The following is a 25,735-nucleotide window of genomic DNA, read 5'->3' on the forward strand; positions in this document are numbered from 1 at the left end:
TCGGCCTTACCTACCGCTTACCTGATTGACTCAAAAAGCCCTTTCGCTTGGCTTAGACCTCTGTAGAATGCCGCCGCCCAAACCTTGGCTCTGTTCTTGCTAAACGGGGAAAAGCCTGACCGAGCGGACAGGTTTGGAGCGTTTATTACTATCTCTAGGAGCAGACAATGAGCCGCGCCCTTTCTTCCGTTGTATTAGCCAGCGGCCTGTTGTTAACAGGAAATGCTATGGCTGATGGCATGTTACATTGGCAGGACAATAGCCTTACCTACCTATACGGGCAAAATTACAAGGTTGATCCTGATACCCAGCAAACGATCACCTTTGAACATGCCAGTGACTGGTCATGGGGCGATATCTGGTTTTTTGTCGATAACAGCTGGTACAACGGTGTCGGGCGCGCCAACGCCAATGGCCATCACAGTTACTATGGCGAATTCAGCCCTCGCTTCTCGCTGGGTAAGCTGACGGGTACCAAATTAGAGCTTGGCCCGATCACTGATGTGCTGCTGGCCACTACCTATGAGTTTGGTGAAGGTGATGTCGATAGCTACCTGATCGGCCCTGGTTTCGATCTGAAGGTGCCCGGCTTCAATTTCTTTACTCTGAACTTCTACTATCGCAAGCCTGAAGGTAGCCGGGTTCGCTCAGGCGCCTGGCAGGTTACGCCCGCATGGTCCATTACTTTGCCGGCGGGGACTTCAGATATCCTGTTTGACGGCTACATCGACTGGGTCGTCAATAATAGAAACGATAACAAAACTCCTAGTCGCAGCTATCACGCCAATTTCCACTTCAACCCACAGATCAAATATGACCTTGGCAAGGCGATGGGCTACGAAGCCAAGCATATGTATGTAGGGGTGGAGTACGATTACTGGTCTGACAAATACGGCATCAAAGACAGCCACGCTTTTCGCACGGACCAGAATACTTTTAGCGTAATAGCCAAATATCATTTCTAAGAGCTTAGGCGCAGCGCCTATTTGATGCGCTGCGTCTGCTTATGCTACTCATTTTATCAAGCGCCGTTCTCGAAACACGGCACTCCTGAAGCCCTGACTGGCTTCGTTAATACCATTGCCCAGTGGGTTGGCTTGCTCAAGGCCAACGTACATTACTGCTTCACACGTTAGACTTCATATGGCTCTGCTGGCCAATATCCTTGAGCTCTGGCAGTACACTTAACACGCCTACGTTTGAAGAAGATCCTGCTGAAGCATTGGCTCGCTACATTCAAGCCAAAATGACGCTTTCTCGGCGTATCTTCTAGCCTCGTGTATTTTTGCCGTGGAAATTGTTGGTGACGGTACTTACCTGTATGAATATTTCGATCAGGACTACCGGTACTGGTTTAGGCAGCGGGCAGCTGTCTTTGAAGCATGGATCAAACACGGCAAAATGGATCCCGTTGACCCTGTACATCTTATTTTCGTGTTACGGGGCAGCACTTAGCACTATGCTGACTTTTCCAGCCGACTCTGCTATGTGACAGGACGCAACCAATTGACTGACCAGGATTTCGAGGCAGCGCCCCATACGTTGACTCTTATCATATTCAAGGGCTGTAGCCTTCAGCTGCCGGCTCGCATATGAGCGAAACACTATTAGTTGAAGCGGTCTTTCAGGAAGAGATCCGCAAGAGTCGCTTTCAGGCTTTTGCTGCGCCTATTTCAAGTGCTGCCGATGCGCAGACTTTTATTGACCGGGTCAGCGACCCTGGCGCTACTCACAATTGTTGGGCCTGGAAGCTTGGCCAACAATATCGCTTCAACGACGACGGCGAGCCTGGCGGGACTGCCGGCCGCCCCATCCTAACGGCCATCGAAGGACAGAACTGTGACCGTGTGGTTGTAGTGGTAACACGCTGGTTCGGTGGCATAAAGCTGGGGACAGGTGGATTAGTGCGCGCATATGGAGGCTGTGCTGCCAAATGCCTTCAACAGGCTGAGTGTGTGGAGTTGGTACCTCGAGTTCTGGTGGCCTGCCACTGCACTTATTCTGAGCTTCCCCTGCTCGAATCCAGACTACATGAGTTTGATGCTCTTCTAGACGACAAAGCATTCGGTGCCTCGGGTGTCGATATTCGCCTGGCTTTGCCGGAAGAGCGTCTTTCTCCTCTAGAGCGCTTTCTGGCAGATGTTAGCCGGGGCCGCATAGCGTTGCACCGTATCCAGGAATAAGACTACCCAAGCGAAGCGTATAGCTTCGCTCTTCACCGCTTCGAACGGCACAAGAATTGCTGCCTTATGGTGCGCAGGAGAGAGACCCTGCTCTGCAAGCGTGCAATTGAGGCTTGCGGGCTCGTCTTCTCTGCCATTTAACATCTGCACCTAACATCAAAGCATGTAAATCACGTCAGGCAAAATGCGCCATTTCAGTGCGCCGACCTTGAATACTGACTGCTTTTGGTGCCGTTATTCATTCTTGTGTAACTGCCAATCATGAACGAACTGCAAAGCGCCGTAAGCATTCTGATCCACGGATCCAACACATTATTCATTCTGGTAGGCGCTGTCATGGTTCTGGCCATGCATGCTGGTTTTGCCTTTTTAGAAGTAGGCACGGTTCGCCAGAAAAACCAGGTAAATGCGCTATCAAAAATACTGGCTGACTTCGCCATTTCTACCCTGGCTTATTTTTTTATCGGGTATTGGATTGCCTATGGCGTCAACTTCTTTGGCCCGGCTGAAGCGCTAATGGCCGATAACGGCTACGCCTTGGTGAAGTTTTTCTTTCTGCTGACATTTGCAGCCGCTATTCCGGCGATTATTTCTGGCGGTATTGCTGAGCGGGCACGGTTTGCACCACAGCTCTGCGCAACGGCTCTAATCGTGGCTTTTATCTATCCGTTTTTTGAGGGAATCGTCTGGAATAACAACCACGGCGTACAAGCATGGCTTGAAGCCTCTTTTGGCGCGAAGTTTCATGACTTTGCCGGATCGGTTGTGGTGCACGCCGTTGGGGGTTGGCTTGCATTGGGAGCCGTCCTGTTACTCGGCCGCCGTAACGGTCGTTATCGCGATGGGCGGCTGGTGGCGTTCCCTCCCTCCAATATTCCTTTCCTCGCACTTGGCTCATGGATTCTGATTATTGGCTGGTTTGGCTTTAATGTCATGAGCGCTCAGACACTGGACGGCGTGAGCGGTCTGGTTGCCGTAAATTCGTTGATGGCCATGGTAGGCGGTGTCGTGGCGTCGCTTATTTTTGGCCGAAACGATCCGGGCTTTCTACATAACGGCCCACTGGCTGGACTGGTCGCGGTTTGTGCCGGTTCGGATTTAATGCATCCTATTGGTGCATTGGCAACAGGTCTGGTTGCTGGGGGGCTCTTCGTATGGGCATTCACTGCCACCCAAGTGAAATGGAAAATCGATGACGTTCTGGGTGTCTGGCCTTTGCACGGCTTATGCGGCGTCTGGGGTGGTATCGCATGTGGCATCTTCGGGCAACCCATGCTGGAAGGCCGTGGAGGCGTAAGCCTTGTCAGCCAGCTGATTGGCACATGTATGGGCGTAGCGATTGCACTGGCAGGCGGACTAATCGTTTATGGCGTCATCAAGAAAGTGCTTGGTCTGCGTCTGACGCAAGAGGAAGAGTATTACGGAGCGGACTTATCCATCCACAGGATTTCTGCTACCAATCCAGAATAAGTGCTTGATTTCAAAGCGTGTATAGGATTAGCAGGCGCGTTGAGAGGCTCGACTTGCTCACACTTAACGTGGATGGGGCTGTGGATAAGCCAAGGATACATGTGCCAAACGCATACGTTGCGCGGCCTAGGGAAAATTGATCACTTTTTGATCACTCCATGACGGATTGCTCCTTTATCTTGCTCCCTTATAGATTTTCAGCCCTACCCTACTGCTAATGGCCTACAGGCCTTCCCTTGCCTAGCCGTTTATTAGGAGTCTAGTAATCCCAATTGTTACCAAGAATATGGCAGGCCGAAAATAAGGTGCATTGAATTTTCAAGTTGCCACTTTCTGAACGATGCATGGAGCGGGCAAGCATTACCAAGCCCGCCCTCAGGATCAGAGACCGATGATTGTCAGCATAATAAAGGTCAGGAACAGTACAAAGTGAGTCATGCCTTCAATTGCATTGGTCTCACCGTCATTGAGATTGATGGCAGCAATGATGAGGGTGACACCCATCATGACCGTCTGCACTGGGGTCATAGCCATTTGCATAGGCTGCCCAGTATAAAGTGCAATGGCCTCAACAACCGGCACCGTTAGAATAACGGTGGAAAGCGATGCTCCCAACGCGATGTTGATAACAGACTGCATGCGGTTGGCCATAGCTGCACGCAAGGCAGTAAGAATCTCTGGACTGGCCGAGATAACGGCAACCACCAAGGCAGACACCATAGGCGGAACCGGCAGCCCTTCAAGACCAGCGTCCAGTGATTTTGACATGACTTCGGCCAATGCGCCTGTCACTACCACGCCTACAATCAGCAGACCAACCGATAACCCTGTATTCGCTGGCGCTTCGTGCTCTACGACAGTTGAGTCACCAGCAGGCTTCTTTTTCTTCTTTTCTGGATAGTTGTAGCTGAAGAAGTAACTATGGGGACCAGTCTGCATCCGCAGAAACAGGGCATACATCAAGACCATTACGATAATGGTAAAGCCGGAGTAGACATGCCAGCGCTCGACCGGAATGAATTCCGGCACCAGCATGGAGATACTCACTGCGGTCAGGATCATTACCCCATAACTACGGCTGGAATCATCATTGTAGCGCTGCTCGCCATGCTTGAGCCCTCCAAGAAGAGCGGCCAAGCCGATCAGTCCATTGATATCGAGAATAACAGCTGCGTAGATCGTATCTCGCGCCAGGGTCGGCGAGTGATCGTGCCCCATCATAATGGCTAGGATGATCACTTCTACCAGCACCGCCGAAAGCGTCAGGATCATCGTACCGTAGGGATCACCCACTTTTTCAGCAAGCACCTCTGCATGGTGAGCAACACGCATGGCAGCGCAGATGATGGCTGCGATCAGGGCCACCGCCCCGACCAAGGCAATCGTCTGGCCGCTTCCTACCAATTGATGCTCGAAGACATAGGCCAGCACGCCGGCCGCAATGGCGATCAGCAGGAATGCTTCGCCCCTCAATGTTGAAACCATGTAAGTCGTATCCTTTGAAAGACTCGCCTCATGCGGCGAAAGGCCAGCCAATTGACGGCATAGGGTTACGACATGTTTCAGCGCGTGATTTCGCCATCGGCCTGCAAAAAATCATTGCACTCCGCTAAAACGCTCTCGTGCCACAGGGACTCTTTCAGAAAACGACTGGCAACCTGTAGGTGAGATCGAGCTGCTAGTTGAGGATTTCTATCTGAACGCTTTTCCTGCTCGCCTCTTTCCACAATAAACAACACAGAGGTAAGCCGGGAGGCTGCCAGACTGCAAGGCGTCGGCCTGACACTCTGCACGGGCATTGATAGCGCTTTGCCTGCTTCAATACTCCGCTCAGGCAGTAAAGACCTGCGCAGCGCCGGTGGGCATGACATAATTCCGGGCAAATCGCTGTTAATGAGTAATCCCACCATGTACGACTGGCTCAATGCCCTCCCCAAAGCCGAACTTCATCTTCATCTGGAGGGCACGCTCGAGCCCGAGCTCATGTTCAAGCTGGCTGAGCGCCATGGCATCCAGCTGCCTTTCGAGAATGTCGAGGCGCTGCGCAAAGCCTACTCCTTCAACAACCTTCAGGAATTCCTGGACCTGTATTACCAGGGCGCGAATGTTCTGCGCACTGAAGAAGACTTTTACGACCTGACGTGGACCTATCTGCTCAAGTGCAAGGAACAAAACGTCATTCATACCGAGCCGTTCTTCGACCCGCAAACGCATACAGACCGTGGTATTCCGTTCGAAGTAGTCCTGCGCGGTATCCAGCAGGCGCTCAAGGATGGCGAGCAGAAGCTGGGTGTAACCAGCGGCTTGATCCTGAGCTTCCTGCGTCACCTGTCTGAAGACGAAGCCCAGAAGACATTGGATCAGGCGCTTCCCTTCCGTGACGCCTTTATTGCGGTTGGCCTGGACAGCTCTGAGATGGGTCATCCGCCAAGCAAGTTCAAACGTGTTTTCGACCGCGCGCGCAGCGAAGGCTTTGTTGCTGTGGCACATGCTGGCGAGGAAGGCCCGCCCGAGTACATCTGGGAGGCTCTGGATCTGCTGAATGTGGTCCGTATCGACCATGGCGTCCGTGCAGCCGAAGATGAGCGCCTGCTGCACCGCCTGATTGACCAGCAGATTCCGCTGACGGTCTGCCCGCTGTCCAACACCAAGCTGTGCGTGTTTGATGACATGAGCCAGCACAACATTCTCAAACTACTTGAGCGTGGCCTGAAAGTGACCGTGAACTCTGACGATCCAGCCTATTTCGGCGGCTACGTGACCGAAAACTTCATGGCACTGTACGAAAGCCTGGGCATGACTCAGGATCAGGCCAAACGCCTGGCCCAGAACAGCCTGGACGCCCGCCTGGTCTGACAGGTACTACCGGTCGCTCTCGTGCGGCCGGTTTTCATTGTGCTATCCGTAATCGCCATCGAGAACTTCAATGCCTTTGAATGCCGCTGAAACGACCCAGTATCAACAGTTCGCCGAGCGCCTGGCCGATGCCGCCGCCGTGGCTATCAAGCCGTATTTCCGCTCGCAGCTTCAGGTAGATGACAAAGGCGGTCGCCTATTCGACCCCGTCACGCTGGCCGACAAGGCCGCCGAGCGCGCCATGCGTGAGTTGATCCTGAGCGAATTTCCAGAACACAACATTCTGGGTGAAGAAGAAGATGCTGTTACCGGAAGCAGTTCGCTGACTTGGGTGCTGGACCCTATCGATGGCACGCGCGCCTTCATTACCGGGCTACCGCTTTGGGGTACCTTGATCGCCCTGAACGATGGCTCTCGCCCCGTCATCGGCATAATGAATCAGCCGTTCACAGGCGAGCGCTTTGTCGGCACACCAGAAGGCGCCTGGCTCAATGGCGCCCCGCTAAAGACCCGCGCCTGTGCCAGCCTCTCCAAGGCCCGTGTGATGTGTACAAGCCCCCAGATCCTTGATACACCAGAGCGTCTGGCAGCGTTTGAACGCATTGCCGAACAGGCCCAGCTGGTTCGCTTCGGTGGTGACTGTTACGCCTATTGCATGCTGGCGTCGGGCTTTGTGGATGTCATTATCGAGGCGAGTCTACAACCCTATGATGTCCAGGCGCTGATTCCGATCATCGAAGGCGCTGGCGGTGTCATGACCAGTTGGAATGGTGGCGACGCGCAGAATGGCGGTGCAATCATCGCCTGTTGTGACAAGACGCTGCATGCCGAACTCATTCAGCAGCTTGCTCCCTACGCCTAATTTCTATCTATCGGCCTTGCCAGGGGGCTTTTTCCAGAAGCTTCTGGCAATGCAGCCGGATCAGATCCCTCAATTGCGTCACGGCGCTCGATAGTTGGGCGCGGTGTGGACAGAGCAGGTTAAGCGGCGTTACTTCGCCATGCCACTCCGGTAACGCTAGCTCCAGTAGCCCCGCTTCGACATCACTCGCGACATCCAGCCACGACTTATAAACAAGCCCCTGTCCGGCCACGGCCCAGCGTCGAATGACATCGGCATCATCACTTATGCGGTCTCCCTGAACGGTGACCGTTACCTGTCGCTTGCCATCATCGAATACCCATCGATCATGAGCTCTGGAGCCACGCATATAGCAGAGGCAATTATGCTGACGCAGTTCATCCGGCTGCTGAGGATGGCCTCGTCGTTGAAAGTATGCAGGCGACGCACACAATACACGTCGATTGAGCGGAGCGAGGGGCAAGGCCACCAGGGAAGAATCTTCAGGTGCGCCATACCGGATGGCAATGTCCACAGACTCACGAAACAAATCATTCAGGTGATCGGACAGGAGCAATCGAAAGCTTACCTCAGGATACAGCGCCTGAAATTCGTCCAGCCATTCTAGTAGATGATTGCGACCCAGATCCGAAGGTGCCGACAGATGCAGCACACCCCTGATCCCAGCCTTGCCGCTTTCCAGCAGGCGCTGCCCTTCCTCAAGGCTCTGCAAGGCTTGTCGGGCGTGCTCCAGATACATCTGCCCTTCAGAGGTTAGCCGAAGGCTTCGGGTCGAGCGCGCCAGAAGCCTGGTATCAAGCGCATCCTCTAGACGCTTCAGCGCCGCGCTCGCTACCGCTGCCGATAGACCTAATTCTCGCGCAGCGGCGGAAAGACTGGCGCATTCCACAGTCCTAACAAACAGTTGCAAGTCAGCCAGACGGATCATTTTCAAGATTTTATTGAAAGAGCCTTGCTTTATAACGGCTTTTATCATCCAACGAAAGAGAACACTATTACTGCATTTCACAGGAGAAATACGATGACTACTCCCCTGACACTGGTTGCTACCCTGGTTGCCAAAGAGGGTTCCGAAGCTGAACTGGAACAAGCCCTACGTGGCCTGCAGCCGCAGAGCCGCGCAGAAGATGCCTGCATCCAATATGACTTCCATCGTGATGCCGAGCAGCCACGCACGTTTCACATGATCGAACAATGGCGTGACGAAGCGTCCCTGGCCCAGCACGAGGCAACACCACACTTCCAGGCCGCATTACCGGTTATCGAGCGTACCGCTGAGAAATTCAGTGTGACCAAGATGTACCGTATTTCCTGAGGAAAACAGCATGAAAGTCGTTGCACATTACAAGTGCCTGCCTGTCGACAACCCGGATAGTCTGCAGGACATCGAACTTCCCGAGCCAACCCCAGGCCCGCGTGATCTGCTGGTTGAAGTCAAAGCTGTCTCGGTGAACCCGGTAGACACCAAGGTTCGCCAGGGTTACGTACCCCATGCCGATGAATCGCAACCGCGTATTCTGGGCTGGGACGCGACTGGCATCGTCAAATCGGTAGGCCGCGATGTTACCCTGTTCAAGCCGGGCGATAAGGTTTGGTATGCCGGATCACTGGTACGTCCGGGCAGCAATAGCGAGTTTCAGCTGGTTGACGAGCGCATCGTAGGCCGCATGCCTGAATCGCTGGCGTTTGCTCAGGCGGCTGCATTGCCGTTGACATCCATTACCGCGTGGGAACTGCTGTTTGACCGCCTGGGTGTCACACGTGACAAGGCCGATCGTGGCGAAACCCTGCTGATCGTAGGCGCTGCAGGCGGCGTGGGCTCGATCATGACGCAACTGGCTCGCCAGTTGACCGGGCTAACGGTCATCGGTACGGCTTCTCGTCCTGAAACGCAGGCCTGGGTAACCGAACTCGGCGCGCATCATGTGATCGATCACAGCAAACCGCTCAGCGAAGAGCTCAAACGCATCGGCATTCCGCAGGTTACCTATGTCGCGAGCCTGACCCAGACCGATCGTCATTATGAGCAGATCATCGAGTCTCTGATGCCTCAGGGCAAACTCGGCCTGATTGACGACCCCGAGTCGCTGGACGCCGTACCGCTCAAGCGCAAGAGCCTGTCTCTGCACTGGGAGCTGATGTATACCCGCTCGCTGTACGAGACGCCGGACATGCAGGAGCAGCATAACCTGCTCAACGAGGTGGCTCAGCTGATCGATAGCGGTGTATTACGCACGACGTTCGGTGAGCACTATGGAAAGATCAACGCCGAGAACCTGCGTCGCGCCCATGCCCTGCTGGAAAGCGGCAAGGCCAAGGGCAAGATCGTATTGGAAGGCTTCTGATCGCCAGCAGCTCGGTAGTGAAAAGCTGCCGGGCTGCTTTCAGAGAGCTATCAAGCGTCAGGCCAATGGCATGGCAGTGAACCTCGTCACACGCTACCCTGTCCACTGTGGATATCAGCTTTCGCTTCGTGCGAATGATGGGGACACGGATGCGGACATTTCATCCATTTCGCTTGGCTGGTCTGTATGCCCTGATCGGGATTGCGTGGGTAGGGATCACTGACTACCTTCTGGATCATGCGTCATTCAACGCCAGTACGCTTAGCGCCCTGCAAACGACCAAAGGCATTCTGTTTGTCTGTGGCATTGCCGTCCTGCTCTACTTCTATGTTCGTCGAGAACAGCACGCGCGCCAACAGCTGATTGATGAGTTACAGCGGTACGTAGAGCAACTGCAACAAACATTAAATACCACTGCTCAGGCTGCCGATGATCCCTCCCTGCCCCAGCCTGTTGCTCAGACGCACGCTGAAACACATCATTATCAGGACATAATTGATCATCTCCCGATTGTGGCCTTTCTGGTCGATATAGATGGGCATTGGCGCTTTCTCAGCTCTGCCTGGGAGCGGATGACCAACAAACCCATCGCTCAGACGATAGGCGTTTCGGTTTTCCAGTGTTTCCATAGCCAGGAAAGCCAGCCCATCCGCCAGATGCTCAATGAGTTTCGTGATGGTACGCGACAAGACTGCTCTGCCACGCTGCGCCTGTGTCAGGCAGATGGCTCGCATCGCTGGGTCTCGTTCAGGATTCACAAGGTCATCGATAATGGTCTTCAAGGAACCCTCACTGATATCCATCATCAATTCCAGGCCGACGCCTTACAGCGCGCCCGCAATGCCGTGCTCGACGAACTCCTGCTGGCGCATTCCAAACGCAGCATCCTCACGGGTATTGCTAAGCGTCTGGAGGATATATTCCCTGAAATGCGCGTTATCATTCAGCTAGCGGATTATTCTCAAAACAAACTCCGCGTCAGCGCAGCACCAAGCCTGCCGGATGCGTATATCAATGCAATGGAAGACTCGCCTATTGCTCCAGAATCAGGCACCTGTGGCGCAGCGGTCTATCGTAACGGACTGGTCATCAGCCAGGACATCGAGCACGACCCGAACTGGGAAGGTTTGCGCGAGGCTGCCCGACAGGCCGATATCCGCTCCGGCTGGTCCTTACCGATTCGTGATGAGACCGAAAGTGCTGTTGGGGTATTTGGCATCTATTACCACACGCTCACTTCACCCGAGCAGGCCACCATTGCGCTGGTCAACGAATTTACCCGCCTGGCCGCACTGGCCATCCGGCAACAGCGTCATACTCAAGAGCGGGACGAGATTGAACACCGCTTCCGCGCCACGTTCGAACATGCGGCCATCGAAATCGCTCTGGTAGGGCTTGATTACAAGTGGATGCGTGCCAATCGATACCTGTGCCAGATGGTGGGATATTCGCACGATGAATTAAGGAACCTGACGGTTCATGATGTTACCTATTCCGAGGATTTGCCTTCCGGTACCGAGCGGATTCGCGAACTGCTCGCCGGAACAATGGATAGCTATGAGCTTGAAAAACGCTATGTGCGTCGGGATGGCCAAGTCATCTGGGTCGATCTGAACGTTACCCTGATTCGAGGCACGCAGGGCGAGCCTCACTACTTCATTGCGGTCATCGAGGATATAACGCTGCGCAAGATTCAGGAAGAGTCGCTGCGTCAGGCGGCGGCTCTTTTCGAAAACAGCCGTGACAGTATTGTGGTGCTTGATCAGCGACGCCGTATCCTCATGGCTAACCCAACCTTTCAAGCCTTGTGCGCTCGCTCCATCATGGAGTTGCAGGGTCAGAAACTGCCGCTGCCGCTCAGTGGCCGCCAGGATCATCACTTCTATCGCACCCTATGGCGCACGTTACTGAAGGAAGGCCACTGGGAAGGCGAGGTCTTATGGCGCCGCCCCAACGGCATGAACTTCCCCGGCTGGCTCAACATCAGCCAGATTAGCCAGCGGGACCAGCGTCAGTTCGTCATGGTGCTGAGCGATACCAGCCAACTTAAGGAAAGCGAAGCACGGCTGGCCCATTTGGCCCATTTCGATCCACTAACTGATCTGCCCAACCGCCTGCTCGCCCGGACCCGACTGGATCATGCCTTGAAACGGCTGCAGGGAGAGGGTCAACTGGCCGTGCTGCTGCTTGATCTCGACCATTTTCGTACCGTTAACGAAAGTTATGGCCATCCCGCAGGGGATGATTTGATCAACGCAGTAGCCAATACCCTCAGATCCGGCCTGAGACCCGAGGATACGCTGGCCCGCATTGGAGGAGATGAGTTTCTGGTCATCCTTGAGCAATTCGAACGGCTCGATGAAGTGGCGACGCTGGCGCAAACGCTGCGCCAGCTGTTAGAAGCCCCGCTACGTCTGGAAGATGGCGAGGAGGTCTTTCTTAGCTTGAGCCTGGGTATCAGTGTCTACCCCAGCGATGGTAGCACTGCCGACGAGCTGATTCGCAATGCAGACGCGGCCATGCACTTGGCTAAGAACCAGGGCCGCGACACCTATCGCTTCTATACACAGGCGTTGACAGAGCAGGCTCGTCGGCGGTTAAGCTTGGAATCGCGCCTGCGCGTAGCGTTGCAACGCTGCGATTTTGTCTTGTATTACCAACCCCTGATTGATGTCGCAACGGGCCAACCCATTGGCGCAGAGGCGTTGGTGCGCTGGCGTGACCCGGAATTTGGAATGATCTCCCCAGCCGATTTTATTCCTCTGGCCGAGGAAACCGGGCTGATCGTCCCTCTGGGCTTCTGGATTCTAGAGCAAGCCTGCCACCAAATTCGAGAGTGGCTCGACAAGGGTATTGAACTCGACATCATCGCGGTCAATTTGTCTCCAAGGCAGTTTGCCCAAGCCGATCTGGCTGAGCGCATTACCAGAGCCCTGAATAGACAACATCTGCCTGCCAATAAGCTGGAGCTGGAAATCACAGAGGGAACGCTGATGGAAAATGTCGAGATGGCATTGACCAGCCTTGCGGCTCTAAAAACGCTTGGGGTGCGCATTGCAGTCGATGACTTTGGCACTGGCTACTCGTCGCTTGCCTACCTGCGCCGTTTCCCACTGGATAAACTCAAGATCGACCAGAGCTTCATGCGCGATATCCGTACCGATAATGGCGAACATGGCAATCAGGCCATTGCGTCCGCCATTATTGCCTTGGGGCACAGCCTGCACTTGGACGTTCTGGCAGAAGGTGTTGAAACCGACGAACAGCTTGAAGTGATCCGTAAACTCGGCTGTCAGCAATGCCAGGGGTATCTGTTCAGCCCTCCGCTTCCACCGGAAGCGTTCGAGAAATGGTATTACGATTACCACCGGTCACTAACTTGACCCACGTCACGCTTCTGTAACCTAAGTAATGTCTACACTAAGCGCCCACCGACAACCGAGGGAAGGGGGAATACGCAATGAAAATTGAAGTCCGCCCGTTGACGCGCTCGCCTCAAAGTAGTTGGCAAGTTCGTCTGGATGATCAAGCCATCACCTTTAGAACCGAGGACGAAGCGCGTACATACGTCGATAAGCTCAATGCTCGATTGAAAGCCCCTCATAAGCTGCCGGAAAGCCTTCCGGCCTGATCGGATCAGTGGGGTGCTGGCCTTGTACGTGTTGTCAGCCAGGCCAGCACCGCTGCTGCCACGCCACAGATCGCAATGATTGCCGCCATTGGCCGTGCCGTACCGTCATGCAGCATTCCTACCGCCGCGGACGATAAGGCCGCGATGGAAAACTGCAGGCATCCCAACAGTGCAGACGCACTGCCTGCGTTGCTCCCCTGACCAGCCATTGCGCATGCCGAAGCGTTGGGAATGATGCCGCCTAACGAGGCGATGCAGCAGAACAGCGGCACACAGATCCACCACAACATGGCGGGCTGAAAGGCCGCGATGGCGAGCAGCACAAGGCTTGCCGCACCGTAAAACCGCGTGACTCTTGTCAGCAGCCAGGATGGGCCGTGCCGGCTCAAAAGGCGCGCATTAATCTGACTAAATAAGATGAATCCTGCCGCATTGCTACCAAACACCCAGCCGAAATGCTCTGCCGGTACACCGTACAGGTTGATGAACACAAACGGAGAGCCTGCGATATACGCAAACATGCCTGCCATGGAGATGCCGCCGATAAGCGCAAACCCCATGAAGTTCCTGTCACTCAACATTTGCCAGTATTGCCGCAGCGCGTTGCGCAACAATGGACGCGGTGCCTCGGGCGGCAGGGTTTCTGGTAGCCAGCGCGCAACCGCGCTGCCACATAGCAGGGCAAAGACCACCAAACTGATGAAAATGGCTTGCCAGCCAACATGATTGAGGAGGAAGCCTCCGCCAATTGGCGCGAGGATCGGCGCAACCCCGGTCACCAGAACGATCTGGGAAAACGCCTTGGCAGCATGAATCGGATCGCACAAGTCACGCACTACGGCACGCGAAATCACCATGCCTGCGCAACCGCCTAATGCCTGAACAAAACGCGCTGCAATCAGCCATTCCAGCGTAGGCGCCATGGCACAAGCCAATGAGGCAAGGGTGAACAGAACGATACCCGTGAGTAGCGGTATACGCCGGCCGAACCGGTCTGCCAGCGGTCCGTAGAACAGTTGTCCAATGGACAAGCCTGCGAAATACGCCGAAAGGCTCAACTGGACGTGTTCCACATCCGTTGAAAAGGCTTTTGCCAGTGACGGGAAAGACGGCAGGTACATATCGATGGCAAACGGCGCAAATGCGCTGAGCGCACCCAGCATTAACAAAATGCGAAATGTCATTGAGGAGATCCGGAGGGGGCCAGCGGCCCAAAAGCGATGAACTGCCATGCTGTTACATACAACAATGTTTGTAAATACACGGCCAACCGTTAAACTATCGTTTTAATCCTTGATTTTCATACGAACCTTATGCGCAGAACCAAAGAAGAAGCCGAGCAGACCCGACGCGACATTATTGAGGCCGCTGAACAGCTCTTTCTCGCCAATGGCGTGGCGCATACTAGCCTTGAGATGATAGCTCGTGAATGCGGAGTCACACGTGGCGCTGTGTATTGGCACTTCCAGAACAAGGCACATCTGTTCCATGAGATGCTCAACGAGGTTCGTACCCCCATGGAAGTGCTTAATCAGCAACTCTGCGGTTGTCAGGGACGAGATCCGATTATTTCCTTGAAAGATGTCTGTGTGAACGGCATGCACCGGCTGACTCAGGATGAGCGCAGTCGCCGGGTCATGACCATTCTGCTGCATCGCTGTGAATTTACCGACGAGTTGCGGGAGGCCGAGGAGCGCAATAACGCCTTTATTTCACAGTTCATAGGTTTATGCGAGCAGCTATGGAAGCATCAGGAAAAGCGGCTGCAACCGGGCGTCACGCCTCGCATGGCTGCCTTTGCCGTGCATTCGATGTTCATTGGCCTGATCAGCGACTGGCTGCGCGACCCCGGCCTGTTTGACCCGGTCAAGGATTCGACCGCAATGTTCGATATCCTCTTCCGGGGCCTGGTGCGGGACTGGGATCAGGCGATTTCAGCGGAATAACCTTCTTCGCGAATCGCCTCCAGCAGCGGCTCGGGAGCTTCGCGACTGTCTACCGTGACTTTGCCGGTTGGCAGATCCACGTCGACCCTGGCCGATGCGTCCAATGCGGTGATCGCCTGGGTAACCGCCTTGACGCAGTGGCCACAGCTCATGCCTTGTACATTAAAGGTATGCATGGTGTATCTCCTGACGGGAAAATTTCATTCTCAACCTTCCCACGAGGTCAAGGTCAAGTTCGACAGCTTCTGTTAGCACGGTAAGTCACCTATTATTGCGAAAGGTCGCCTTGCCCTTTCGGAAGAACGGCCTATCACCACTACACCGTGCGGATAGGGACTCGCTCATGGCTACACTGCCGCGTTATTCGAATGCACAGATTCTTTTGCATTGGCTGACGGCCCCTCTGGTCATCCTCATCATTTCCCTTCCCTACTTCGAAGATTTTTTCAGTGGGCTACTGGGCAGCGGAGCCGATGTCTTCACCCTGCATAAATCGCTGGGCATTACCGTTCTGGCTCTGACCGTGATTCGTCTGATGATTCGCTTCAAACATGGCTCACCAGCCCTGTTGCCGCCGAATGCCGTGCTTCAGCAGAAACTGGCCAAGCTGGGGCATGCGGTGCTGTATGCGCTGCTTTTTCTCATGCCCATCACAGGGCTTATCTTCAGCGCTCGCCCTGTCAATTACTTCTGGTTGTTCAGCTTTGGCCCTCTGCCCTTGCCTGAAGCGCTTCGCAGTGCAGCCAAGCAGGTTCATGTCACCGTGCAGTATGCGTTTATCCTGTTGATCCTAGGACATGCCAGCATGGCGATCTGGCACTACGTGGCGCGTCGGGACCGGGTATTGCCCGGCATGTTGCCCCTGATCAAGGATTGATCGGCAGGGCTTGACCTTAACACGAGGTCAAGGTTGATCCTCTATCCTATGATGAGGAGATTAACCATGACCGAATTCGATCTACCCGTACACGGCATGACATGCGCGGCCTGCGCCGGCCGGGTGGAGCGTGCGCTCAGAAAAGTTGAAGGTGTGGAAAACGCCAGCGTCAATCTGGCCAATGAGCGTGTCCGGGTCCACGCACCAGAGGGATCGCTTCCTATCTTGCAGCAAGCCATTACGCGCGCAGGATATAGCGTTCCTACCGAGTCGCTCGAACTTGATATCACCGGCATGACCTGCGCCAGTTGCGTCAACCGGGTCGAGCGCGCGCTACGCAAGGTTCCGGGCGTCAATACCGTAAGCGTGAACCTGGCCTCCGAACAGGCCCATGTCGAGCTGATACCGGGAACAGATTCGAGCCTGCTCCTGGCCGCCATCGGCAAGGCGGGGTATGAGGCCCGACTTGCCACCACCCATGATGACAAAACGGCTGGGCAGCGTTTGGCCCGGGAACGCGGTGCCCTGATACTCGCTTTGTTATTGGCCCTTCCCCTCATTGTGCCGATGCTGCTGCAACCACTAGGTATCCACGCCATGCTGCCACCTTGGGTGCAGTTTACACTGGCAACACCCGTTCAGTTCCTGCTGGGTGCTCGCTTTTATGTGGCTGCATGGAAAGCTGTGCGGGCCCGCTCCGGCAATATGGATTTGTTGGTTGCCCTTGGCACCAGCGCAGCCTACGGCCTTAGCCTATACCAGTGGTGGAGCGTCCCGTCCAACAGCATGCCGCACCTGTATTTCGAGGCGGCTGCCGTAGTTATCGCCCTGGTCCGCCTGGGCAAATATCTGGAAAGCCGCGCCAAGCAGCAGACCGGTGATGCCATCCGTGCCTTGCAAGCCTTGCGACCGGAACGGGCTTTTAGGTTATCCAACGACGGACTGGAGCAGGAGGTCAGTCTGGCGGAGCTCAAGATAGACGATCGGGTACGTATCCGCCCCGGTGAACGGATACCCGTCGATGGTCTCGTGGAGTCTGGAGACAGCTACGCCGATGAAGCCTTGATCAGTGGAGAAAGCCGTCCAGTGGGCAAAGGACCAGGTGATCGTGTCACGGGAGGCTCCATCAATGGCGAGGGTGTGCTGACGGTTCGTGTGACCGCATTAGGCAATGAAAGCGTTCTGTCGCGTATCATTCGGCTGGTAGAGGACGCCCAGGCCGCCAAGGCGCCCATTCAACGCCTGGTCGATCGCGTCAGCGAGGTGTTCGTCCCCGTCGTGCTGGGTATCGCGTTGTTGACGCTGGTTGGCTGGCTGCTGACAGGCGCAGGTTGGGAAACATCGCTCATCAATGCCGTCGCCGTTCTGGTGATTGCCTGCCCCTGCGCCCTGGGGTTGGCCACGCCTACGGCCATTATGGCCGGAACAGGCGTCGCGGCACGCTACGGCATTTTGATCAAGGATGCGCAGACGCTGGAAATAGCCCACGCCGTGGATACCGTCGCATTTGACAAGACCGGTACATTGACCTCGGGGCAGCCTCGCCTGATTCATTTGGCGACAGATACCGTAAGTGAGAAAGAGGCACTTGCCCTGTCGGCCCGCCTGCAACGCGGTAGCGAACACCCTTTGGCTCAGGCCGTTCTCACTGCCTGCGAGCAGAACCTGCTGGACGCACCTGCTGCGCAGAATATCCGCGCCCTGCCGGGGCGCGGCATTCAGGGCCAGATCGACCACCGGCAGTTGGCGTTGGCTAACGGGCGATTGCTCCATGAGCTGGGGCTTGATAAAGGTCCGCTTATCGCTCAGGCCAACGCCTGGGAAGAAGAAGGTCGCACGCTTTCCTGGCTGATTGAGCAGCAGCCCGAACCAAAGGTACTGGCCCTTCTAGCCTTTGGAGATGAGCTCAAGCCGGGAGCGGGTCATGCGATTGCCACGCTTGAAAGGCATCATATCAGCAGCCATCTGATCACAGGTGATACCGAAGGCAGCGCAAGGGTTGTTGCACGGCAGACCGGTATTCGAGACGTTCATGCCCAAGTGCTGCCAGCCGATAAGGCCGCGGTCGTACAACAGCTCAGGTCGCAAGGTCGCTGTGTGGCGATGGTGGGTGACGGGATCAACGACGCACCCGCCCTGGCGGCCGCCGATGTGGGTATCGCCATGGGCAGCGGGACGGATGTGGCCATGCATGCCGCCGGGATTACCCTGTTGCGTGGCGACCCGGCATTGGTGCAGGGGGCGCTGGATATCTGCCGTCGTACGTATCGCAAGATTCGCCAGAACCTGTTCTGGGCCTTTATTTACAACGTCATTGGTATTCCGCTGGCGGCGTTTGGCCTGCTTGACCCGGTCTTCGCCGGGGCTGCTATGGCCTTTTCCAGCGTGAGCGTTGTCAGTAACGCTTTACTGCTCAAACGTTGGCAACCAGAGAAGATGAGTCAGTCATGAACATCAGCCAAGCCGCCCGTGCAAGCGGGCTTACCCCCAAGATGCTCCGGTACTACGAAAACATCGGGTTGCTGGACCCAGCCGGGCGCAGCGCCAGTGGTTATCGACAGTACCGCACCAGTGATCTGGAGACGCTGGCCTTTATCAAGCGCTCGAGAGACCTGGGATTTTCGCTTGAGGAAATCGGCAGGCTCCTGGGACTCTGGCGTGATCGACACCGCTCCAGCGCCGAGGTCAAGGCCCTGGCCAGCGCCCATGTGGATGAACTGAGCCGCAAGATCGCTGAACTGGCGAGCCTGCGTGACACTCTTCAACAGCTGGTGGATCAGTGCCCGGGCAACGAACATCCTGAATGCGCCATTCTGGACTCGCTGGGCAAAGCGTCCTGTCGACATTGCAGTTCTTGAGCGGTACCGGGACCAGCACTGAAGGCATGGCGCTCTTTTCGCTTCGTGCCGCCAATGTTCGTTGAGCCTCATCCTAAACACCGGCCTGCAAAAGGCCTGAGGCGGGCTCGATAGGGTATTGAGTGGAACTAACGAAATCTCCAGCGTTCAGGTCATTACGCCTAGTTACATTGGAGGAGCAACGCGAATGTACGGAAGATTCAGTGTATCGGACATTCCGATTCATGAACCTATTATCATGGGCGCCATCGGCTTCATTATTCTGGTGGCCCTCTCCTCTGTGGGTGCACTCACCTATTTTCGCAAGTGGCGCTGGCTGTGGTCGGAGTGGCTGACCTCGGTCGATCACAAGCGAATTGGCGTGATGTACATCATCGTCGCCATGGTAATGCTGCTTCGGGGGTTCTCGGATGCAATCATGATGCGCGCCCAGCAGGCCATTGCGGCGGGCGGCGCAGAGGGCTACCTGCCCCCGCATCACTATGACCAGATCTTTACCGCCCATGGCGTGATCATGATTTTTTTCGTAGCTATGCCATTGGTGGTCGGCCTGATGAACGTGGTAGTACCGCTGCAGATCGGCGCACGTGACGTGGCCTTCCCGTTCCTCAACTCGCTCAGCTTCTGGCTGTTCGTTGTCGGGGCAGTACTGGTCAACCTGTCGCTCGGCCTGGGCGAGTTCGCCAAGACGGGTTGGGTGGCCTACCCGCCGCTTTCCGGGATCAAGTACAGCCCTGGCGTTGGCGTGGACTATTACATCTGGAGCTTACAGATCTCAGGCCTCGGCACGCTCCTGACCGGTCTCAATTTCTTCGTCACGATCCTGAAGATGCGTACCACCGGCATGACGTTGATGAAAATGCCGATCTTTACCTGGACGGCCTTTTGTACCAGCGTGCTGATTCTGGCCGCCTTCCCGATCCTGACCGTAACCCTGGGGCTACTGAGTCTGGACCGCTACCTGGGAATGCACTTCTTCACCAATGAACTGGGCGGCAACGCCATGATGTACGTGAACCTCATCTGGGCCTGGGGCCATCCCGAGGTGTACATCCTGATCCTGCCGGCGTTCGGCGTGTTCTCCGAAGTGACCGCGACGTTTACCCGCAAGCGTCTGTTCAGCTACAACATGATGATCTGGGCTACGGTGGCAATCACAGTGCTCTCGTTCCTCGTGTGGCTGCACCACTTCTTCACGATGGGCTCAGGAGCTAACGTCAACGCATTCTTTGGCATTGCCACCAGCATCATTGCCATTCCAACCGGCGTAAAGATCTTTACCTGGCTCTTCACCATGTACAAGGGGCGGATTCAGTTCACTACCCCGATGCTGTGGACCGTTGCCTTCATCGTAACCTTTACCATCGGTGGCATGACCGGCGTGCTGCTGGCCGTCCCGGGGGCTGATTTCGTCCTGCACAACAGCCTGTTCCTGGTAGCGCACTTCCACAACGTAATAATTGGCGGCGCCTTGTTTGGCTACTTTGCCGGCATCACCTACTGGTTTCCCAAAATGTTTGGCTTCACCCTGAACGAAAGGCTTGGCCGCTATGCCTTGTTTTTCTGGGTGGTCGGCTTCTACCTGGCCTTCATGCCGCTTTATGTGCTGGGCTTCATGGGCATGACGCGCCGCCTCAACCATTATGCCAACCCAGACTGGCACCCCTGGCTGATCGTGGCAGCGATCGGTGCTCTGACCATCCTGTGTGGCATCATCTGCCAGATAGCGCAGCTGCTCGTCAGCATTCACCAGCGCGCCCACAATAAGGACCTGACCGGCGATCCGTGGGATGCCCGTACGCTCGAATGGTCCACAGCCTCGCCTCCAGCTCCGTATAACTTTGCCGAGCTGCCGGAAGTCCATGGCATTGATGCCTATCTGGACATGAAAGAGCATGGCGTCAGGGAAAAGCACCAGGCGGATTACAAGGATATCCACATGCCGAGCAACACCGGCGCCGGGCTGATCATCGCCGGATTCAGCTTTGTGCTGGGCTTTGGTCTGATCTGGTACATCTGGTGGATGGCCATTCTGGGATTTATCGGCATGATTGCCACTGCCATCCTGCATAGCTTCAAGGACGATCACGGCTATTACATCAAGGCTGCAGATGTGGCCCGCATGGAGGAAGCGCACAAGGCGCAGCGGGAGCAGTGTACGGGGGTGAGTCAGGAGGATGCGGCATCGCCCAAGGCGTATACGATGGTTTAAGCGGCCCGCCTGCTGAGTGGAAGTTCTCCGTTCAGCAGGCAGTCGGGCTCACTGGAGTCGGGACGCGAAGAAGCGCCTTACTCTTTCACGTTCATGTAGTCACGTGCCCAGACACGGTACTCATCAAGCGTGGAATACTTCGTCGAGAGTTCGGAAGCACTCAGGTCGGAAGCATGGATGCCGCGCTGTTCACGCAGGCAGTCGTAGGTGGCCTTGATAGCGGCGAAATAGGCCGCATGGCCATTTAGAACGATACGCACGCCCAGGCTGGCCAGACGCTCGAAATCACGCAGTTCAGGATTGCCATAGGCAACCAGCATCAGCGGCACGCTCAGGTGCTGCGAAATCTGCTCCAGATGATCGAAGTCCTTGATACCCACCATGCAGATACCATCGGCGCCTGCATCCTGATAAGCACGGGCGCGCTCGATAGTTTTCTCAACGCTCAAGACACCGGCATTGGTCCGGGCAAACACGCTTAGTGCCGGATCGATACGGGCCGCCAGTGCCGCCTGGATTTTACCGATAGCTTCGTCCAGCGGAATCAGGTCGGTGGACTTGCGACCATACTGGGCAGGCAGCAGGGTGTCTTCAATAGTCAAGGCTGCCACACCGGCGCGCTCAAGCTCGACGATGGTACGCATGACGTTCAGGGCATTACCGTAGCCATGATCGGCGTCGGCAATGATGGGCAGTGTCGCAACACGACCGATACGGGTCGCCTGCTCAACGAATTCGCTTAAGGTAATGAGGGAAAAGTCAGGTGCAGCCAGAACCTGGAGCGATGCGACAGATCCACCCAGGATACCCATTTCGAAGCCTAGATCGGCCGCGATGCGGGCAGACATCGGATCGAATACCGAACCAACGTCATAGCACTTATTGGATTCAAGCAATGCACGAAACTGCTTTCGCAACTCATGCTGCGAAGGTGTGGCCATAAGACCTCCATTGGACAGGGCTGATGGATTCGAAGCCGATGACACACGAGCGCACCATCTATGCTTCTATGACAGCTGTACGGGAGAAGATTGCTCCATGGCAGCTGTCACTCCTCGGGATGCACCATCATACACCCTACTAAGGTCTAATCGCCTATCGGCTTAACACCTGCACGCTGATGAGCACGCGTATAGGGGTTCGCACCGTTGGCCAGCTTGGTTGCGACATCTTCCATGAAATGCTGGGTTGGTGCATTGAGCCCATAGAGCACCAGCAAGGGGGCCAGCAGGCTGGCAATGACAGCCAGGTTTGATTTCACCACGACCGCTCGATCACGCATGAGCCAGAGAAAGACACCACTGGCTGCAAAGCCGATCGGCACCCCGGTAACCACTTCGGAAACCGAGTGAAACCCCAACTTGATTCGGGTGACCGCAATCGCGAGGGCGAAGAGCGCCCCGGCTCCGGCACAGACCCAGCGCACGACAGACCGGGCCTTGGCTGCCAACAGCCAGAACAGAACCGGTATGACACTGCAGGCCAGCATGGAGTGTCCACTAAAGCCGGTGAAGTCGTAGGCACGGATGCCAATACCCCAGCCAAAGAAAGCCATCTTGGAAATTGCTACCAGCAGGCATGCCCCACCAAATAACGACAGCCAGAGCAATGCCGTACGGCGTGAAGCGCCAAGCCACAGCCATAGAGCAATAATGAATGCGCACGGCAACATGACCGAGGAATCACCTAAATTGGTAATGGTTGTCAAAGCCTGCATCGCTCAATCCCTTAATTACAAAAACAATCCTCAGACACCTTAGGATAACGGCATGTCGGCGCAAGTAATCACCGGATTGCCAAGGTGTGTATTCCTGCAAATAACCGACAATGCGTTACGGTAAAGACGAGACCTGCATCAATTCGTAATGCAGCGAGCAGGTGTCTCAGTGGTTATTCGTGAGCGTACCAATGATCTTGTCGACAACACCTTCCTGCTGGAGCTGTCCGAAGGCGGTGCGGGTGCTTTCCACGACAGCATCATCCGTTGCCACGCTATAAGCCATGTACAGTTCCGCCTCAATGGTACCTAGCGCTGCAACCTGTTCCAGTTCGGTACAGTCAAAATGCTTTCGGGCGCACTCGTGGGCGGCGCTGCTTTCCGTCAGCGGTGCCAGCTGCACCTGTCCATTGATGAGCTTTTGAAAGTTCTCTTCAACCCCAGCCGATATCACCAACCGGGAAAACCCATGGTGCAGTAGATACTGATGCCGGAAATCATCACGCATCACACCTACGCTGTATTGCCGCGCATCCTCCAGGCTCTGCGGATCAATATCCGTACGGGACTTCAGCTTGTAAAAGTAATATTGCATGCTCGTTACATGCCCTACCCATTTGAATAAGGGTTCACGCTGCGGTGTCCGGGCAACCAGATAGATAAGAACGTTTGGCTGGTTAGTCGCGATATCGTAGGCCCTTGCCCAAGGGTAAAGACCAATCCTGTAGTCCGTCTGCCCGGCCCGACTCAGCGTGAGCTCAACGACCTCTGTTGCCGCTCCTCCAATACGCCCATTTTGGACTGTAATGAACTGGCTTTCTTCAGTAACCACCTGAATCGGCTCGGCCATGACATGAGTAACAACCATCCCCGCCAGCAGTGCTATCCATTTTCCAATTTTCATAACGTCTCCCTGAATGTGGCGCTCACCACCCGATTACGACCATCCCCTTTCGCCTGGTACAAGGATCGATCAGCCAGTTCGAGCAGCTCATGAAAGGTACTGGAAATGCCTGCTTCGAACGTGGCCAGGCCGATGCTCAGGGTGACGATGGGTGCGACAGACGATTCGTCATGAGGAATAGCCAAGTCACAGACAGCCTGACGCAATCGCTCTGCCAAGAGGTACGCCGCAGCCTTGTCTGTAGCCGGCAGCAGAACAGCGAACTCTTCCCCACCCAGGCGCGCGACCAGATCACCCGCCCGCGCAATGCTGGCCTTCATGGCCGCCGTCACCAGGCGCAGACACTCATCCCCCTGGGCATGGCCATAGGTGTCGTTGTAGCGCTTGAAGTAGTCGATATCGCACATCAGCACGGACAGGGGTTGGCCCGAACGCTGAGCACGGCTGAACTCAACGTCCTTGACCTCATCGAAATACCGCCGGTTGGGCAACCCCGTCAGCGGGTCGCTCCGCGAAAGTGCTTTCAACTGAGCATTGGCTTCCCGCAACGCCTCCTGGGTTTGCATGATGTCGCCCAGCTGCACGCGATGCCGGGTGCTGTGCAACAGCATTTGCGCCGTCATGGCCAACAAAGCGTGCTCATCGGGTTGCCAGACGTCGATAACCTGCTTGCGAATGAACACCAGAAAACCCAGCTGCTCATCGCCAGCGCCTACCGGGACAAATGCAGTGGCTTCGGCATTCAATAATTGGAAGGCGGCAGCACCATACGCTGACAGCACATCGGTAAGCGCCTTGCCGGAAGTGAACGTAACCGGCTCGCCCTGATCAAGAAGAACCTCCAGATGCGCCAGCTGCGCTGCGGTGATCTGGTTTTCCGGGACGGCGTGGGTTTCACAGCACCAATGCATGGCCAGACGAAAATAAGCACTCGACTCCTCACGGATATACCAAAGGGCATAACAGGCCCCCAGGCGCTGGGCCACTTCGCTCAGGCAGGACTGCTGATACAGCTCCAGCCGCTCATACGGCGCACGGATAAGCCGATTGGACAATAACAGCACCATGTGCTGCGCCTCGGTCAGGCGTTGCAACTCCGCCGTACGGGCCTGTACGCGCTCGGCCAACTGATCCCGGTGCGCGGCCAGCTCCTTTTCGTACACATGTTGCCGCCCCAGATACCCGGACAGGTTGTTCTGTAGCTGATTGATCCCCTGTACCAACAGGGTCAATTCGTCCTCGCGCCTGGCAGAACGAAAAAGCCGTAAGGGAAGGTGAAGCCGCTCGGGGCTCAACTCAGCCAAGTGAAGCGCAATACGCCGGATATGTACCGTGACCAGACGGCTGAACATAAGAATGATCAGGCCGGCCAGCAGCATGGATTGCAGGAGCTGGAACCCGACGATTGATACCACGACCGATTTCAGTTCAGACCAAAGCAGGTCTTCATTGCCATAGAGTCTCAGCTCCCCAACAGTCTCCCTGCTCCCGGCGTACGGTGAAAAGACCAGAGGAACCTGGCGCATCGGAGCCAGGTTTGACTCGATCCATCCGGTCCGGGAGCGCACCTGAACGATCGGCGTTTGCTGAGCGGAAAACACGGTCAGCTGCACGCGCGCCACCGACGCGATATGAACGGCGCTGTCCAGATGCGCCTCGACCGACTCCTGATCCATGTCCCAGATGGCCTTGGTCAGGGTGCGCTGGTAGACCTGCTCGATCAGCCCCAACTCAATGTCCATTTGATGAACATTCTCGTGCCACACCGCCCAGGTACGAACCCCAACGGTGATCAGCGTGAAAAAAAAAACAGAACCCCAGCGTGACAACTACCAGACGCCAGCCCAGCGAGTGTCGTCCCTGCTGCCAGTGCT

Annotated in this window: 22 protein-coding genes and 1 pseudogene; 15 read left to right on the forward strand and 8 right to left on the reverse strand. The window is 55.7% G+C overall.

Annotated features, from left to right (window positions below; translation table 11 throughout):
* Positions 1–167 precede the first annotated feature (167 nt).
* The 4 genes and pseudogenes from HMPREF1487_RS04960 (at position 168) to HMPREF1487_RS04970 (ending at position 3,653) form a co-directional block, all read left to right on the forward strand.
* Positions 168–965, forward strand: coding sequence for an outer membrane protein OmpK (locus HMPREF1487_RS04960; RefSeq protein WP_010795500.1), 798 nt, complete (start codon positions 168–170; stop codon positions 963–965).
* A 66-nt stretch (positions 966–1,031) separates the two neighbouring features.
* Positions 1,032–1,596, forward strand: a pseudogene (locus tag HMPREF1487_RS26685) (TetR family transcriptional regulator C-terminal domain-containing protein); the annotation flags it as partial.
* Positions 1,593–2,183 (forward strand): IMPACT family protein, encoded by a 591-nt coding sequence (locus HMPREF1487_RS04965; protein ID WP_010795501.1) that lies wholly within the window; start codon positions 1,593–1,595, stop codon positions 2,181–2,183. The pseudogene HMPREF1487_RS26685 and the gene HMPREF1487_RS04965, both read left to right, overlap by 4 nt.
* A gap of 261 nt (positions 2,184–2,444) precedes the next feature.
* The gene (locus HMPREF1487_RS04970) at positions 2,445–3,653 is read left to right on the forward strand and encodes an ammonium transporter (RefSeq protein ID WP_010795503.1); all 1,209 of its coding nucleotides are present in this window, start codon (positions 2,445–2,447) and stop codon (positions 3,651–3,653) included.
* Positions 3,654–4,034: 381 nt separating this feature from the next.
* On the opposite strand, the gene HMPREF1487_RS04975 is transcribed toward HMPREF1487_RS04970, so the two are convergent.
* A complete protein-coding gene (locus HMPREF1487_RS04975; RefSeq protein WP_010795504.1) occupies positions 4,035–5,138 on the reverse strand; it encodes a calcium:cation antiporter in 1,104 nt (367 codons plus the stop codon).
* Positions 5,139–5,561: 423 nt separating this feature from the next.
* On the opposite strand from HMPREF1487_RS04975, the gene HMPREF1487_RS04985 reads away from it, so the two are divergent.
* Positions 5,562–6,509 carry an adenosine deaminase gene (locus HMPREF1487_RS04985; protein ID WP_010795505.1) on the forward strand — a complete coding sequence of 316 codons (948 nt, stop codon included), beginning with the start codon at positions 5,562–5,564 and terminating at the stop codon, positions 6,507–6,509.
* Between the two features lie 70 nt (positions 6,510–6,579).
* Positions 6,580–7,371: a histidinol-phosphatase gene (gene hisN / locus HMPREF1487_RS04990; protein ID WP_010795506.1), complete on the forward strand. Its 792-nt coding sequence runs from the start codon at positions 6,580–6,582 to the stop codon at positions 7,369–7,371.
* 7 nt (positions 7,372–7,378) lie between these two features.
* On the opposite strand, the gene HMPREF1487_RS04995 is transcribed toward hisN, so the two are convergent.
* Positions 7,379–8,299: a LysR family transcriptional regulator gene (locus HMPREF1487_RS04995; RefSeq protein WP_037029754.1), complete on the reverse strand. Its 921-nt coding sequence runs from the start codon at positions 8,297–8,299 to the stop codon at positions 7,379–7,381.
* Between the two features lie 93 nt (positions 8,300–8,392).
* On the opposite strand from HMPREF1487_RS04995, the gene HMPREF1487_RS05000 reads away from it, so the two are divergent.
* The 4 genes from HMPREF1487_RS05000 (at position 8,393) to HMPREF1487_RS27675 (ending at position 13,347) form a co-directional block, all read left to right on the forward strand.
* Positions 8,393–8,686 carry a putative quinol monooxygenase gene (locus tag HMPREF1487_RS05000; protein ID WP_010795508.1) on the forward strand — a complete coding sequence of 98 codons (294 nt, stop codon included), beginning with the start codon at positions 8,393–8,395 and terminating at the stop codon, positions 8,684–8,686.
* A 10-nt stretch (positions 8,687–8,696) separates the two neighbouring features.
* Positions 8,697–9,716 (forward strand): zinc-binding alcohol dehydrogenase family protein, encoded by a 1,020-nt coding sequence (locus tag HMPREF1487_RS05005; protein ID WP_010795509.1) that lies wholly within the window; start codon positions 8,697–8,699, stop codon positions 9,714–9,716.
* 149 nt (positions 9,717–9,865) lie between these two features.
* On the forward strand, positions 9,866–13,099 hold the full coding sequence (locus HMPREF1487_RS05010; RefSeq protein ID WP_010795510.1) for a bifunctional diguanylate cyclase/phosphodiesterase: 3,234 nt from the start codon (positions 9,866–9,868) through the stop codon (positions 13,097–13,099).
* A 77-nt stretch (positions 13,100–13,176) separates the two neighbouring features.
* The gene (locus tag HMPREF1487_RS27675; RefSeq protein ID WP_010795511.1) at positions 13,177–13,347 is read left to right on the forward strand and encodes a hypothetical protein; all 171 of its coding nucleotides are present in this window, start codon (positions 13,177–13,179) and stop codon (positions 13,345–13,347) included.
* Positions 13,348–13,352: 5 nt separating this feature from the next.
* Here the strand turns inward: HMPREF1487_RS27675 and HMPREF1487_RS05015 are convergent, their stop codons facing one another.
* Positions 13,353–14,531 (reverse strand): Bcr/CflA family multidrug efflux MFS transporter, encoded by a 1,179-nt coding sequence (locus tag HMPREF1487_RS05015; protein WP_010795512.1) that lies wholly within the window; start codon positions 14,529–14,531, stop codon positions 13,353–13,355.
* Between the two features lie 129 nt (positions 14,532–14,660).
* Here HMPREF1487_RS05015 and HMPREF1487_RS05020 point away from each other — a divergent pair, with 129 nt between their 5' ends.
* The gene (locus HMPREF1487_RS05020; protein ID WP_010795513.1) at positions 14,661–15,293 is read left to right on the forward strand and encodes a TetR family transcriptional regulator; all 633 of its coding nucleotides are present in this window, start codon (positions 14,661–14,663) and stop codon (positions 15,291–15,293) included.
* Here HMPREF1487_RS05020 and HMPREF1487_RS05025 read toward each other — a convergent pair.
* Positions 15,272–15,469: a heavy-metal-associated domain-containing protein gene (locus tag HMPREF1487_RS05025; protein WP_010795514.1), complete on the reverse strand. Its 198-nt coding sequence runs from the start codon at positions 15,467–15,469 to the stop codon at positions 15,272–15,274. The two genes, HMPREF1487_RS05020 and HMPREF1487_RS05025, sit on opposite strands and share 22 nt — an antisense overlap.
* Before the next feature lie 167 nt (positions 15,470–15,636).
* Between HMPREF1487_RS05025 and HMPREF1487_RS05030 the strand changes: the two genes are divergently transcribed.
* The 4 genes from HMPREF1487_RS05030 (at position 15,637) to cyoB (ending at position 21,240) form a co-directional block, all read left to right on the forward strand.
* On the forward strand, positions 15,637–16,170 hold the full coding sequence (locus HMPREF1487_RS05030; protein WP_010795515.1) for a cytochrome b: 534 nt from the start codon (positions 15,637–15,639) through the stop codon (positions 16,168–16,170).
* Positions 16,171–16,221: 51 nt separating this feature from the next.
* Positions 16,222–18,621: a heavy metal translocating P-type ATPase gene (locus HMPREF1487_RS05035; RefSeq protein ID WP_037030469.1), complete on the forward strand. Its 2,400-nt coding sequence runs from the start codon at positions 16,222–16,224 to the stop codon at positions 18,619–18,621.
* On the forward strand, positions 18,618–19,028 hold the full coding sequence (gene cueR / locus HMPREF1487_RS05040; protein WP_010795517.1) for a Cu(I)-responsive transcriptional regulator: 411 nt from the start codon (positions 18,618–18,620) through the stop codon (positions 19,026–19,028). The genes HMPREF1487_RS05035 and cueR overlap by 4 nt, the downstream gene beginning before the upstream one ends.
* Before the next feature lie 187 nt (positions 19,029–19,215).
* Entirely contained in the window at positions 19,216–21,240 is a 2,025-nt protein-coding gene (gene cyoB / locus HMPREF1487_RS05045; RefSeq protein WP_010795518.1) for a cytochrome o ubiquinol oxidase subunit I, read from the forward strand.
* Positions 21,241–21,317: 77 nt separating this feature from the next.
* Here the strand turns inward: cyoB and HMPREF1487_RS05050 are convergent, their stop codons facing one another.
* From HMPREF1487_RS05050 to HMPREF1487_RS26250, 4 genes are all read right to left on the reverse strand, one after another.
* Complete coding sequence (locus HMPREF1487_RS05050; RefSeq protein WP_010795519.1) at positions 21,318–22,181, reverse strand: isocitrate lyase/PEP mutase family protein; 864 nt, start codon at positions 22,179–22,181, stop codon at positions 21,318–21,320.
* A 146-nt stretch (positions 22,182–22,327) separates the two neighbouring features.
* Positions 22,328–22,957 (reverse strand): phosphatase PAP2 family protein, encoded by a 630-nt coding sequence (locus HMPREF1487_RS05055; RefSeq protein ID WP_010795520.1) that lies wholly within the window; start codon positions 22,955–22,957, stop codon positions 22,328–22,330.
* A 166-nt stretch (positions 22,958–23,123) separates the two neighbouring features.
* Positions 23,124–23,861 (reverse strand): substrate-binding periplasmic protein, encoded by a 738-nt coding sequence (locus HMPREF1487_RS05060; RefSeq protein ID WP_010795521.1) that lies wholly within the window; start codon positions 23,859–23,861, stop codon positions 23,124–23,126.
* Positions 23,858–25,603, reverse strand: a complete 1,746-nt coding sequence (locus HMPREF1487_RS26250) for a GGDEF domain-containing protein (protein ID WP_010795522.1) — start codon at positions 25,601–25,603, stop codon at positions 23,858–23,860. The genes HMPREF1487_RS05060 and HMPREF1487_RS26250 overlap by 4 nt, the downstream gene beginning before the upstream one ends.
* Between the last annotated feature and the right edge of the window lie 132 nt (positions 25,604–25,735).

This window comes from Pseudomonas sp. HPB0071 (assembly GCF_000478505.2).
In the GTDB taxonomy this organism is placed as follows: domain Bacteria; phylum Pseudomonadota; class Gammaproteobacteria; order Pseudomonadales; family Pseudomonadaceae; genus Chryseomonas; species Chryseomonas luteola.

What these genes read in the sequence shown, in the direction of transcription:
- HMPREF1487_RS04960 (WP_010795500.1), top strand. Translation starts at nt 168, where the DNA reads ATGAGCCGCGCCCTTTCTTCCGTTGTATTAGCCAGCGGCCTGTTGTTA.
- HMPREF1487_RS04965 (WP_010795501.1), top strand. Translation starts at nt 1,593, where the DNA reads ATGAGCGAAACACTATTAGTTGAAGCGGTCTTTCAGGAAGAGATCCGC.
- HMPREF1487_RS04970 (WP_010795503.1), top strand. Translation starts at nt 2,445, where the DNA reads ATGAACGAACTGCAAAGCGCCGTAAGCATTCTGATCCACGGATCCAAC.
- HMPREF1487_RS04975 (WP_010795504.1), bottom strand. Translation starts at nt 5,138, where the DNA reads ATGGTTTCAACATTGAGGGGCGAAGCATTCCTGCTGATCGCCATTGCG.
- HMPREF1487_RS04985 (WP_010795505.1), top strand. Translation starts at nt 5,562, where the DNA reads ATGTACGACTGGCTCAATGCCCTCCCCAAAGCCGAACTTCATCTTCAT.
- hisN (WP_010795506.1), top strand. Translation starts at nt 6,580, where the DNA reads ATGCCTTTGAATGCCGCTGAAACGACCCAGTATCAACAGTTCGCCGAG.
- HMPREF1487_RS04995 (WP_037029754.1), bottom strand. Translation starts at nt 8,299, where the DNA reads ATGATCCGTCTGGCTGACTTGCAACTGTTTGTTAGGACTGTGGAATGC.
- HMPREF1487_RS05000 (WP_010795508.1), top strand. Translation starts at nt 8,393, where the DNA reads ATGACTACTCCCCTGACACTGGTTGCTACCCTGGTTGCCAAAGAGGGT.
- HMPREF1487_RS05005 (WP_010795509.1), top strand. Translation starts at nt 8,697, where the DNA reads ATGAAAGTCGTTGCACATTACAAGTGCCTGCCTGTCGACAACCCGGAT.
- HMPREF1487_RS05010 (WP_010795510.1), top strand. Translation starts at nt 9,866, where the DNA reads ATGCGGACATTTCATCCATTTCGCTTGGCTGGTCTGTATGCCCTGATC.
- HMPREF1487_RS27675 (WP_010795511.1), top strand. Translation starts at nt 13,177, where the DNA reads ATGAAAATTGAAGTCCGCCCGTTGACGCGCTCGCCTCAAAGTAGTTGG.
- HMPREF1487_RS05015 (WP_010795512.1), bottom strand. Translation starts at nt 14,531, where the DNA reads ATGACATTTCGCATTTTGTTAATGCTGGGTGCGCTCAGCGCATTTGCG.
- HMPREF1487_RS05020 (WP_010795513.1), top strand. Translation starts at nt 14,661, where the DNA reads ATGCGCAGAACCAAAGAAGAAGCCGAGCAGACCCGACGCGACATTATT.
- HMPREF1487_RS05025 (WP_010795514.1), bottom strand. Translation starts at nt 15,469, where the DNA reads ATGCATACCTTTAATGTACAAGGCATGAGCTGTGGCCACTGCGTCAAG.
- HMPREF1487_RS05030 (WP_010795515.1), top strand. Translation starts at nt 15,637, where the DNA reads ATGGCTACACTGCCGCGTTATTCGAATGCACAGATTCTTTTGCATTGG.
- HMPREF1487_RS05035 (WP_037030469.1), top strand. Translation starts at nt 16,222, where the DNA reads ATGAGGAGATTAACCATGACCGAATTCGATCTACCCGTACACGGCATG.
- cueR (WP_010795517.1), top strand. Translation starts at nt 18,618, where the DNA reads ATGAACATCAGCCAAGCCGCCCGTGCAAGCGGGCTTACCCCCAAGATG.
- cyoB (WP_010795518.1), top strand. Translation starts at nt 19,216, where the DNA reads ATGTACGGAAGATTCAGTGTATCGGACATTCCGATTCATGAACCTATT.
- HMPREF1487_RS05050 (WP_010795519.1), bottom strand. Translation starts at nt 22,181, where the DNA reads ATGGCCACACCTTCGCAGCATGAGTTGCGAAAGCAGTTTCGTGCATTG.
- HMPREF1487_RS05055 (WP_010795520.1), bottom strand. Translation starts at nt 22,957, where the DNA reads ATGCAGGCTTTGACAACCATTACCAATTTAGGTGATTCCTCGGTCATG.
- HMPREF1487_RS05060 (WP_010795521.1), bottom strand. Translation starts at nt 23,861, where the DNA reads ATGAAAATTGGAAAATGGATAGCACTGCTGGCGGGGATGGTTGTTACT.
- HMPREF1487_RS26250 (WP_010795522.1), bottom strand. Translation starts at nt 25,603, where the DNA reads ATGGACATTGAGTTGGGGCTGATCGAGCAGGTCTACCAGCGCACCCTG.